18 protein-coding genes and 1 tRNA gene are annotated in these 9,796 nt (G+C 62.7%); 6 read left to right on the top strand and 13 right to left on the bottom strand.

The window, feature by feature from the left end; translation table 11 throughout:
* Positions 1-149: 149 nt before the first annotated feature.
* From I6F09_RS03625 to I6F09_RS03610, 4 genes are all read right to left on the bottom strand, one after another.
* A tRNA-Pro gene (locus I6F09_RS03625) sits at positions 150-226 on the bottom strand.
* Positions 227-318: 92 nt separating this feature from the next.
* Positions 319-804, bottom strand: a complete 486-nt coding sequence (locus I6F09_RS03620; RefSeq protein ID WP_225187465.1) for a DUF192 domain-containing protein — start codon at positions 802-804, stop codon at positions 319-321.
* A gap of 115 nt (positions 805-919) precedes the next feature.
* Positions 920-1,582, bottom strand: a complete 663-nt coding sequence (locus I6F09_RS03615; protein WP_035999666.1) for a cold-shock protein — start codon at positions 1,580-1,582, stop codon at positions 920-922.
* A gap of 198 nt (positions 1,583-1,780) precedes the next feature.
* Positions 1,781-2,542 carry an NAD-dependent protein deacetylase gene (locus tag I6F09_RS03610; protein WP_225187464.1) on the bottom strand — a complete coding sequence of 254 codons (762 nt, stop codon included), beginning with the start codon at positions 2,540-2,542 and terminating at the stop codon, positions 1,781-1,783.
* 253 nt (positions 2,543-2,795) lie between these two features.
* Between I6F09_RS03610 and I6F09_RS03605 the strand changes: the two genes are divergently transcribed.
* Positions 2,796-2,960: a hypothetical protein gene (locus I6F09_RS03605; RefSeq protein ID WP_167361660.1), complete on the top strand. Its 165-nt coding sequence runs from the start codon at positions 2,796-2,798 to the stop codon at positions 2,958-2,960.
* 98 nt (positions 2,961-3,058) lie between these two features.
* Here the strand turns inward: I6F09_RS03605 and I6F09_RS03600 are convergent, their stop codons facing one another.
* Positions 3,059-3,343, bottom strand: coding sequence for a hypothetical protein (locus tag I6F09_RS03600; protein ID WP_036045604.1), 285 nt, complete (start codon positions 3,341-3,343; stop codon positions 3,059-3,061).
* A 283-nt stretch (positions 3,344-3,626) separates the two neighbouring features.
* On the opposite strand from I6F09_RS03600, the gene I6F09_RS03595 reads away from it, so the two are divergent.
* Positions 3,627-3,857: a hypothetical protein gene (locus I6F09_RS03595; protein ID WP_036022988.1), complete on the top strand. Its 231-nt coding sequence runs from the start codon at positions 3,627-3,629 to the stop codon at positions 3,855-3,857.
* Positions 3,858-3,934: 77 nt separating this feature from the next.
* Positions 3,935-4,060 carry a hypothetical protein gene (locus tag I6F09_RS37505; RefSeq protein WP_035999737.1) on the top strand — a complete coding sequence of 42 codons (126 nt, stop codon included), beginning with the start codon at positions 3,935-3,937 and terminating at the stop codon, positions 4,058-4,060.
* A gap of 13 nt (positions 4,061-4,073) precedes the next feature.
* Here the strand turns inward: I6F09_RS37505 and I6F09_RS03590 are convergent, their stop codons facing one another.
* The 3 genes from I6F09_RS03590 to I6F09_RS03585 form a co-directional block, all read right to left on the bottom strand.
* The gene (locus tag I6F09_RS03590; protein WP_035999739.1) at positions 4,074-4,271 is read right to left on the bottom strand and encodes a hypothetical protein; all 198 of its coding nucleotides are present in this window, start codon (positions 4,269-4,271) and stop codon (positions 4,074-4,076) included.
* A 438-nt stretch (positions 4,272-4,709) separates the two neighbouring features.
* On the bottom strand, positions 4,710-4,844 hold the full coding sequence (locus I6F09_RS37500; RefSeq protein ID WP_260347228.1) for a hypothetical protein: 135 nt from the start codon (positions 4,842-4,844) through the stop codon (positions 4,710-4,712).
* A gap of 493 nt (positions 4,845-5,337) precedes the next feature.
* Positions 5,338-5,634: an HU family DNA-binding protein gene (locus I6F09_RS03585; RefSeq protein ID WP_008558895.1), complete on the bottom strand. Its 297-nt coding sequence runs from the start codon at positions 5,632-5,634 to the stop codon at positions 5,338-5,340.
* Positions 5,635-5,901: 267 nt separating this feature from the next.
* On the opposite strand from I6F09_RS03585, the gene I6F09_RS03580 reads away from it, so the two are divergent.
* Both I6F09_RS03580 and I6F09_RS03575 read left to right on the top strand, forming a co-directional pair.
* Positions 5,902-6,393 (top strand): hypothetical protein, encoded by a 492-nt coding sequence (locus I6F09_RS03580; protein ID WP_225187461.1) that lies wholly within the window; start codon positions 5,902-5,904, stop codon positions 6,391-6,393.
* Positions 6,394-6,508: 115 nt separating this feature from the next.
* Positions 6,509-6,811, top strand: a complete 303-nt coding sequence (locus I6F09_RS03575; protein ID WP_036022979.1) for a hypothetical protein — start codon at positions 6,509-6,511, stop codon at positions 6,809-6,811.
* Positions 6,812-6,881: 70 nt separating this feature from the next.
* Here the strand turns inward: I6F09_RS03575 and I6F09_RS03570 are convergent, their stop codons facing one another.
* From I6F09_RS03570 to I6F09_RS03560, 3 genes are all read right to left on the bottom strand, one after another.
* Entirely contained in the window at positions 6,882-7,088 is a 207-nt protein-coding gene (locus tag I6F09_RS03570; protein ID WP_036022978.1) for a hypothetical protein, read from the bottom strand.
* A gap of 736 nt (positions 7,089-7,824) precedes the next feature.
* Positions 7,825-8,037 carry a DUF2934 domain-containing protein gene (locus I6F09_RS03565; protein ID WP_225125486.1) on the bottom strand — a complete coding sequence of 71 codons (213 nt, stop codon included), beginning with the start codon at positions 8,035-8,037 and terminating at the stop codon, positions 7,825-7,827.
* A 129-nt stretch (positions 8,038-8,166) separates the two neighbouring features.
* Complete coding sequence (locus tag I6F09_RS03560; protein ID WP_225149584.1) at positions 8,167-8,736, bottom strand: DUF1236 domain-containing protein; 570 nt, start codon at positions 8,734-8,736, stop codon at positions 8,167-8,169.
* Between the two features lie 138 nt (positions 8,737-8,874).
* Here I6F09_RS03560 and I6F09_RS03555 point away from each other — a divergent pair, with 138 nt between their 5' ends.
* Positions 8,875-9,135 (top strand): hypothetical protein, encoded by a 261-nt coding sequence (locus I6F09_RS03555; RefSeq protein WP_036022977.1) that lies wholly within the window; start codon positions 8,875-8,877, stop codon positions 9,133-9,135.
* A gap of 111 nt (positions 9,136-9,246) precedes the next feature.
* Here I6F09_RS03555 and I6F09_RS03550 read toward each other — a convergent pair whose 3' ends face one another.
* Together I6F09_RS03550 and I6F09_RS03545 are read right to left on the bottom strand one after the other, a co-directional pair.
* On the bottom strand, positions 9,247-9,474 hold the full coding sequence (locus tag I6F09_RS03550) for a hypothetical protein (protein WP_036022976.1): 228 nt from the start codon (positions 9,472-9,474) through the stop codon (positions 9,247-9,249).
* Positions 9,468-9,701: a hypothetical protein gene (locus I6F09_RS03545; protein WP_225187460.1), complete on the bottom strand. Its 234-nt coding sequence runs from the start codon at positions 9,699-9,701 to the stop codon at positions 9,468-9,470. The genes I6F09_RS03550 and I6F09_RS03545 overlap by 7 nt, the downstream gene beginning before the upstream one ends.
* Positions 9,702-9,796 lie beyond the last annotated feature (95 nt).

Here is a 9,796-nt window from a genome sequence, read left to right as displayed (position 1 = left end):
CAGGTCGACGTAGCTGAACAGCTCGCCCGTTCGATTGTCGCCGCCGCGCACGCCCCATCTCCGAATCTCGTCGGAGCTAATGAATCACGGTCGCCGGTCGGCGGCGAGCACCTTTTTCAACAGCCTGCTAGGCCAGCGCCGCCCGGGACTGGTCGGGGCAGCTGGATTCGAACCAACGACCTGCAGTACCCAAAACTGCCGCGCTACCAGGCTGCGCTATACCCCGAATGTCCGGCGAGCCCCGTCGATACACGCTTCCCGGAGCGCCAGCAAGCTTTCCAAAGCCGCCGGCCTGTGCCGCAATCGCCCCTGCCCGTCCTATTTGCCGCCGAACAGGGGGTGGCCGACGCGATCACCGGGGCGGATGCCGTACTTCTGCGCCGTCCCTGCCACCACCTCCAGCACGGCCCGGGCGGGCCCCCGGGAGGAGATGATCTTCGTCGACAACGGCTCGGTATTCTCCGCAATGCGCAGGATGCGGCCATCGGCGCGGATGAAGATCATGTCGAGCGATACATAAGTGTTCTTCATCCACATCGAGATTTCCTGCTCGGGATTGAAGTCGAACAGCATGCCTTTGCCGTCGGCCAATTCCTTGCGGTACATCAGGCCGGTCTCCTTCTCCTCCGCGGTCGTTGCCATCTCGACCGAGAACACCTGCACGCCGTTCTTGGTGACGATCTCGAGCGGCTGGAAGCTGGCGGCGCCGGCCGGCGCGCCGGCGACGGCCCAGCCGGCGATGACGAGGATGGCGGCAAGCCAGCCCTTCAGAGCGGACCAGGCGGCCTTTCGATCAGAATTCATCGGGGCTCTCGCGGCGTGGGACTTAAGTCAGTCCTTACGCGGCGACCGCCAGAAAAGAAAGAGGCGCGCCGGACTTGCAGCGCGCCTCTGCTCACAATTGCTGGAATTCATAGCCTTAGTGCGACTGCAATCCCGGCGATCCGGTCTCGGGATGGATCTCGGCCGCCATCATGCCCTTGGAGCCGGGCCCGAAGCGGACCAGCACATACTGGCCCGGCCTCAGCTCAGTCATGCCGAAGCGGCGTAGCGTCTCCATGTGCACGAAGATGTCGGGCGTGCCCTCGCCGCAGGTCAGGAAGCCGAATCCGCGCAGCCGGTTGAACCATTTGACCTGGGCCCGTTCCAGCCCGCTGGTTGGGGTGACCGTGACATGGGTGCGCGGCGGCAGCATCTGCGCCGGGTGGATCGCGGTCGACTCGTCCATCGAAACGACGCGGAAGGCCTGGTAGCCCTTGGCGCGCTGGATGCACTCGACGACGATGCGGGCGCCTTCATAAGCCGTCTGGAAGCCATCGCGCCTAAGCACGGTAACGTGCAGGAGCACGTCCGGCCAGCCATTGTCGGGAACGATGAAGCCGTAACCTTTGGAGGCGTCGAACCATTTGATGACGCCGGTGACCTCGACGAGGTTGGCGCTGGCTTCGCCCAATCCGGTGAAGGGATTGAGCGCATTGTCGCGGCCGGCTCCGCCATGCTCGCCCGGCGTCAATCGCCCCTGCGAGGTGCCCTGTCCGGGAACTCCAAGCTTCTTGGACTCAAATCCGTCCGACGACCCCATAACCCCGGACCCCACACTGCCATGCAACCCGCCACATTGGCGGCGCTCGAATCACGCGCCTTAAGAGAATGTTCTCAATTCGACGCGACGCGAATCTTTCGACTCAAAAGATAACACTCCCGGTTGAGACGCATAGACAAAAAAGAGATTCGCCGGAACCTATGAACAGCTTGCACAGCCGCGAATCAAATTGATGCCTCAATTGCCGACAAAGGGCCCGAGAGTCTCGCCGATGTCGTGGTGGATGACGAGGTCGGCGATGTCGTCCTGCTCGGTCGGCTCGCGATTGATGATCACGAGACGTGCACCGGCGCGCTTGGCCATGATTGGAAAGCCGGCCGCCGGCCAGACCACCAGCGAGGAACCGATCGCGATGAAGAGATCGCAGGCCTGCGACAGCGCTGTCGCGCGCTGCATCTCCTCGTCCGGCATCATCTGCCCGAAGGAAATCGTGGCGGTCTTCACCGGCGCGTCGCAGGCGGTGCAGTCGGGCGCGATGCCATCGTCATCGAAACGGCGCTTCACCCAGTCGAGCGGGTAAACCTGCCCACATCCGATGCAGCGCGCATAGGTGGTATTTCCGTGAAGCTCAACCACGTGCTCCGGCGCGAAGCCGGAGGCCTGGTGCAGGTTGTCGATGTTCTGGGTGATGACGGCGGGAACCTTGCCGGCGCGGTAGAGCGATGCCAGCGCCCGATGGCCGCGGCCGGGCTTCGCTGCGGCGAAGACCTCCTCCATCGCAAAGCGGCGGCGCCAGGATTCGTCCCGCGCTGACTGGCTCGCGACGAACTCGTCGAACGGGATCGGACGGTTACGCGTCCAAATTCCGCCCGGCGAGCGGAAGTCGGGAATGCCGCATTCGGTCGAGATGCCGGCACCGGTGAACGGCACGATGATCCTGGCCTCGGCGATCATGTCGCCGAGCCATTCGATACCGCTCCGCAGATCCGATGCGATCAATCGCGCCTCCCGAATAGTTTGGCCTGACAGCAACATGCGCAAGCGACAAGATCGTTGACGCTCTTATCAAGCGCCAATGCAATGCACTCGGCAATTTCTTCCGACCTTCGCATATCACAATCCTGCAATGCCTCCTCCCCATTGACGCCCCATTCGGAAGTGCCAATGGATGTGTTGACGCGACTCAACGTGATTGCGGCGGCAGTGCTTGAGTTTCGGATGTGCACATACTCAGGTGTAGAGGGGATTTGACATGACCGAAGACGAACAACGCAAAGAGCGCGAACGCGAAGAAATCGCCGCCCGTGTCGCCGCCTTCCGTGCCACGCAGGAAAAGTTCAAGCGCGAGCGCGAGGAATATTTCGTGGCGACGCTGGAGAATGCCCGCAAGGTCGAGCGGCCCTCGCTCTGGCCGTAGGCATCATCGCGTCGGCAAGCGCGAAAATGGGCGAGTAAACAAGACCTGCGAATGAAAAAAGCCCGGAGCACCGCTCCGGGCTTTTCGCTATTCGCCGACTACCAATGACGGTAGTGGTGGTGACGGTAGTACGGCCCGCCGTAATAGGCGTACGGACCCGGTCCGTAATAGGCGGGACCGTCGTAGTAGCGGTAGCGGGGACCGTAATAGCCATACGGCTGGGACGCTGCGACCGCGCCCGCGGTGATTGCGCCGGCGGCGAGGCCGAACGCGAGGCCCGGGCCGATGCCGCCGCGGCCACGCGCCTCAGCCGGCGCGGGCGCCGCGACCGCGGTCACACCGACCGCCGCGATGGTGGCCAGAACTGCCAGTGTCTTCTTCATGCTTGTCCTCCTTCGCGTGTCGCCGAGACAACGGCGAGCGCCTGCGATGGTTGCCGCATGGATGGAACCAGCCCGCAGGCGAGAAATGTCGATGAAGCGGGAACGAAACGGCGAGACGGGGGTTAGCCTCTCAAGTGCGGGAGCCTCCGCCATCCGGGTCGAGGCGACAGCACGAAGACCCCGTCAGCATCTCCGCGGTGCTGGCGGGGTTTTCAGTTTCATGGGAGCAGATGGCAGCAGACCATGACGGTTGCCAGCGGGGACGACAATCATGGAGGAGAGTTTGCCCTTATCCGCTTTGCTGGCCCGTATCCGCAAATTGGTTCCAAAATCCGAGGATGAACATTACGACGAGATCGTCCGCAGCTTCGGTGTCGGCACGCTGCGCCCGCCGCCGACGCCGATGAGCGACCGCGAGCTGGCGCAGGCCATCGCCGAGTTCCTCAAGGAGCAGCCGTCGAGCGAATCCGTCGCGACCCTCGGCCGCCGGCTCGACCCGACCACCCGGCTCTGAGTTTCTTCGCAGGAGTATGGAACCAGGAATGCGCGCGGACGTTGAGTCCGTTCCCTGCTGAGCGGAGAGAAAGAGATATGCCCGCCTGGCTCGAAGTCTTGCTCAACCTGTCCGGCTATGCCGGCTTCGTGGCGCTCGCCTCGCGCGGCGCCGGATCCCCGCAGGCGCGGGCCGATGACCGCCGTTGCGGCGACGAGCGTTAATTGGCGCGCGGCGTTAGTTGGCGCGCGCGGCTTGGCCTGCCGTGCGGACCAGCCGGTCGGCCTTGACCGCAACGCGCGTGTCCTCAGCCTGCGGCCGCAGCGAGAAGCTGATCACAACGAAAGCAAGGCAGAACAGCGTGCCGACGACGGCGACGCGCCGGTAGGTGTGCCGGTCGCCTTGGAAAAAGGACGGAGTTGAAAAAGGCATCATGGCAAATTGCTGCTTGGGCAAATCGTTTTTCGGCAAAGGCGTTTCTTGCTTGTCTTTGCCGAACACCTACCCCAAGCCGCAGCAAGCGCAACGCGATTGGGCTTTTAACCTAACCGAATAGGGTTATCGGCATCCGCATAAGCTATCGTTAGCCAGACGCATCCGGCACCATCGCGGCGAGAGCGCGCAAGAACGCCCGGCTTTGTTCCAGCTTCGACTCCGTTTCGTTCGCGAAGAACGAATCGGAGTCGCAAGAATGCGCGGAGAGCAAATCCTAACGATCGATGAAGCGCGCACGCTCACACCGTCGACGCGGCAGGACCCTTCTTCGACAAAACTTCGAGAAGACTCTTCGCCGGCAAGCACTGCGGCGACAGCTCAAGCGCGAACCTTCAGAGCGGATCGCGCTTGCGCGTTGCCGCGTGGCGTCGACAAAGGTCAGGCCGCCCGCTTCGGCTTCTCCTTCGAGAAGCATTCGAGGATCTGGATGCGCAGCTCCTCCGCCGCAGGGCCCTCGACCTTTCTGAGCTCGTTCCAGAGCCTGATCACTTCGCGCTGTTTTTCGACGGTCATGAGCAACCTCCAACGGTCCATCAAGGCGCCTCACTAGAACAAAATGAGAACAAAAAGTCCAGCCCGGACGTAAAATTTTGGTGGGGGCGGCGTTGAACCTTTTCGGCGCGGCAAGCACCTATGGAAGCTGGGGATTTCAGCGCCCAGTTACACGGCAGCGCCGCCTGACGAACATACTCCGTCGTGGCGGCGCTGTTGCTTTTTGCGATTTCAACTTTAGGTTAAAGCCATGGCTGTCGGCCAGGCGCTGAAATCCCAACGCCGTCAGCCAGAAAAGCCTCGCGCGAAAGCGCGGGGCTTTTTCTTGTGAAGCGGATGAGGATGGTGAGGGAACGAAGCTCGTCGTTCAGGACGAAGCGAGTACCGCGTGCTGTTTACCCTGATGGTCGTCTTGGTGTTCGGGCATCGCGATGGCCGAGCACCACCTGGTCCTCGGCCGTTGATTGCTGCGCCGGCGCGTCAATGAGCCCACCGCACCGACATCGCCGGCACGTCAGACGGCGTCCTTGGCCACCTTCAGCGGCGAGGCCTTGACCGATTTGCTGGCGGGCTTCGCCGCAAACTGCATCGGCTCCTTGGTGAAGGGATTGATGCCCATGCGGGCTTCGGTCGCCGGCTTGTTCACGACCGACATCTTCACGAAGCCGGGAATGACGAACTCGCCGGACTCGTTGAGCTCCTTGTAGCCGACCGTCGCCATGTACTCGATCACCGACTTCACGTCGTTCTTCGAAAGCTGCGTGCCCTCGGCAATTGCATCGATCAATTGGGTCTTCGTCATCTTCGCCATGGTCTGAATTCCTTTGAATGGGTGCGCGGAGCAATTCTGCTGCTGGGGACGCGGCCGGACCCGCGAGTGCGCGCTGCTGATTCATGCCAGAAGTCATGAAGCGATCGGGCTTAGACCCTATCGAGGCCGAAAACGCAAGCACGGGCTCACCGAGGTTCCCGACTTCCTGTGCAAGACGTTGCAGGACCTGCAATTTTAGGATCTGCAATTTTCTCGGCACAGCGCCGCGGCTGCTATAAGCCAGGAAAGGTATCTGATGGGGTTCTGATGAAGGTCGCTATCGTCATCGCAGGTTTGATCGTGGTCGCCGTCGCAGCCCTCGTCGCGATCCAGCCTAGCTTCTTGAAGCCCGCGTCCTTCGCCCTCGTGAAAAAGTCCGACATGTTCGGCTTCTCGCCCGGGATGACATTCGACGAGGCCAACAAGCTCATCGCGCGACGCCACTATCTCTGCCGGCCGAGCCGAGGTCCGTACACGCTGGCGTGCGACATCAACGGCGCCAAGGTCGCCGTCGACAGCGACGAGACCGACCCCGCGCATCCGATCTGGCGCGTCAATGCGACGCTGAACAATCCGGGATCGCAGGAAGCTGCCGTCAAATCCATCTCCGACCAGTTCAACGCCTCGGCCATCAAGGACCGGGAAGGCTGGATCTGGATCGTCGGCCGCGGTTTCAAGCTGAGCTATGACGGGGCCAGCTTGACTCTCGTCGACGAGGCCGCCGAGGCCAGGCTGCGCAAGGAGGACGCCAAGCGCTAGATCGCATCGCGCTTCCTCGTTCGTGAAACTTGTGGCCGGCGATCCGTTGTTGACGCTTCAGTAACCTAACGCGACCAAGCTTCTGTCAGGTTGGTTGCGTTGGAGTATCCTCAAAGTGCTGGATTTTAACGAGCTGCGTGAACTCGCGGCAGATGTTCGTGTTTTTGTCGATGTCGCCGAAGACAAGGCCGAGGCGCTCAGGGCGGTGATCGCGGCCTACGATGTGGTGCTGGCGATCTTCCCCGTCGATGACGGCATGGGCCTCCACGTCATCAAGGGCAAGGGGATCCTGGACCAGATCGCGACGTCGCGCACACACGCGATGTACAGCCACACGGCGATCGCGGTTCCGGATCTCGCCCACGCCGAAGCGCTCAAGTTCCTGACGGCGCCGGTCGAACAGCGGATTGCGGCCTGAGCATCGTTCAGCCGCTCCGCTCGCGTAGAGCGGCGCGGCGACATGAGCAGTCTTGTCCGGACGCGCGGGCTCAAGCGGTTCGCCGCTTCCGTCGCAGCCCGATGCGCGTGCCCGGCAGATTGATGCCAAGCTCGATCGCGCGCGACCTGATCGATGCAATGGGGCGCTTGAGCTTCACGATCATCAGCGTGAGGCTCTTGCCGGTTTCACACATGGATCGAAGCAGCCGGTCGTCGTCTTCGGACCAGCGTTCGTGGTTGTAAGTGCGGGCAGCCATCGACGTTTGCCTCTGAGGCCAATGAGGCGGGACCTTAAGCGGGAGAATGTCAAAGGACCCAGCTTCGCCTTTTTCTGAGCGCGGCGGCTGGGTGTCAGTTGAAGGGCGGCTTGTTACGCTGCCGCCTGACGCAGAGATAGTTTTGCGGCGTCGATATTCAACCGACTTACGGATTTGTAATGGCCCGGGGCGAGCGCATCCACGTTGCAGCGACGCGGCGCACTTTCGTTTGAACTTTCTTGCCGCTCGCGCGTCTTACAGTTGAAGCGTCCCTAAGCTTCACCTCGACAGAGAACCCCGCTTCCTCAAGGGCGGGGTTTTCGCTTTTGGCGCTGCATCAGCTCGCCCGGGATTTCAAGCGCTCTTTGCCGTTGACCCGGCGGCCGTCCGGCCGCACTTTTTGCGACGGGCAGGGTTTTGAGGAGCCGTGATGCCGAAAACCCTTGTGGAATTCAGAGCGCAGAACCTTCGTTTGCTCGAGCGGCTTTGTCCCGACGACCCGCGATACATTGCGGCTTGGCTGAAGCAGTTCGACGAGCAGAACGGGATCACACCAAGAGCTGGTCCGAAGTCCGGCAAGAGCCGTGCGGCTGCCTCGCCGCGAAGCAAGACCGCTTCGCCCGGGCGTGCGAGGTCAGCGCCCTCCTCCGTCTCACCCCGCTAGTCCGGGGCGACGACAACGCGCGTGCTTATGGCTTGCATGCGCGCGCGTGTCACGACCGAGCGACTGCACGCGTCAGGCGGCGCGGCGCTTCTTTCGCGCACCTGCCGGCTTCGCCTTCGGCTTTTCGGCGCCGACTTTCGAGACGCGCGCGACTGCGGCAAGCGAGGCGGAAAGAACCTCGCGCTGGGCTTCGAGCCAATGCCTCTCGGCGTGGCCGTCCGCCCCACCGCTCTCCATCCAAATCTGGTATGCGCGCTCGCGGATCGCTTGTTCCAGGTCTGACATCGATGTCCCTCCAATTCGGAGCGGCATCCTGGGCGCGGTCGGTTAACAAGCTCTCAAGCGACCAACGTTCCCCGAGCCGGAACATCGCAACGAGCCTGCGGGCCCTGACGTCTTCGCGAAACGCGGACGTCATCGCACGTCGGCAATGATCGCAGCGACGCGGCGGGAATGATGATCGACGATCACGAGGGACTTCCCCGCGATCAGGTACTGATCTCCCCAGAACCCGTTGAGGATCTGCGTCACCTCCGGCGGCAGGTCCGCCGTCTCGGTCTGCCGCGGGACCGAGGTGCCGATCATCATCTCGAAATTCGGCCGATCCATTGCGGGGCCTTGCGATGTCGAAAGGACTGAGCGCAGCTGCTCGCGTTGTTGCGCGGTGAGGTTTGCCGGCTGGCTACTCTCCTTGATCTGGCGAGCGCGAGCGCCGCTCGAATCCTCATTTGCAGCGGGATCTTGTTTGGCAGCGGTGCTGACTGCGTCGCGTTGTGTTGGAACTCCCGTGCCGACCGTGGTCGCAGGCGCGCTGTTGTCCGCGCCGGTCGAGGGGCGTCCAACGTAGTCGGTCACGCCGAACATTTGGGGAGCCGCAAACCACAGCCCGAAGCCCACAAAGAGGATTGCAGCGGCCGCCGATCCCCACATCATCAGCTTGCGTGTGCCTTCTCGCTCTTCGTCCCGAGGAAGATCCTTGACCATCGTGAGATGCCTCCAGTTGCTTCGGGCCAACCCGGGCCTTGCTCCTCCGTTCCTACAGCTTCAGCGAGGGCTCTGAATGGAGCACGTCCTTGAAATTGGAACGTTGCGTCCGCACCGGCGTAGCGACAGCAACCGCAATTGCGCAACGGCCGGCTGAAGGGCGGTGAGTCAATCGCCCGCCTCGCGCCGCGAACGCTCGCGCTCGAACCAAGTCAGGCAGAAGCAATGCAGAGCAACTCGGAAACCAGGCTGCAGTCGATCCCGGCGGATGCCTCGGCCGAACGCAGGCCACACCCTGCCGGTCCGCACGCCACGCCGGAGCTGACCGACACGGAGAAGACACCCGGTTGCGGCGTTTTGCCTGAACCGGATGATCCGAACATCAGTCCCACGGGCTAATCGGCACGACGCTCTGCGGCCACGTCGATCCGGCGACGGAGTGCGCATGGCTGCAGCCCAACTTGCATCGACGGCTCCGCCCGACGTCAGCAGCAGAGACCGCAGCGCCAGTCACGGAACGTCCGCGGCCTTGCGGTTGTCCCCGATCGAAACCGGCTTGTTCAGGAAATACTCGCGGTTGCCCGTCGCCGCTTCCGCGTATTGGTCGATGGCGACGATGATGGCCTGGACGTGGGCATAGCACCACCCTTCCCGCGTCGCCCGTCGGCGAACGTCCTCGAGCGCGGTCAGGAAGGGCGACAGGTCTCGCTCGTCGTCGAACCACCGCCTGCTCACCATGTCCTCCCACCGAGCACCCTGCCCTTGGTCTTTCGCGGCTCTGCCGCCTTCAGCGCATCGCGTTCCGCGCACAGGCTCTCGACCTTCGCCTCCATCCGCGACAGCAGCGCTTGCGCCGAAGCCGTGCCGATCCCCGCCCGCTGCAGCTGGAGGATCTCCTTCCGCTGCCTGCCCATCTGGATGCGCATCCGTTCGATCTCCCGCCTGAGAAAGTCCAGGTCCGGCATTGTTCCGCCTCGCGAATTCGAGATATGACGCCATGAGAACAAAAACGGAACGAAGAGTCGAGTCCGACGTTCTACGGAAAACCGAATAGGAGATG

It is taken from the genome of Bradyrhizobium sp. IC3195 (assembly GCF_020193585.1).
Lineage (GTDB): Bacteria > Pseudomonadota > Alphaproteobacteria > Rhizobiales > Xanthobacteraceae > Bradyrhizobium > Bradyrhizobium yuanmingense.
Note: the sequence above shows the minus strand (reverse complement) of the source record. Positions and strands in the feature narration are given on the sequence as shown.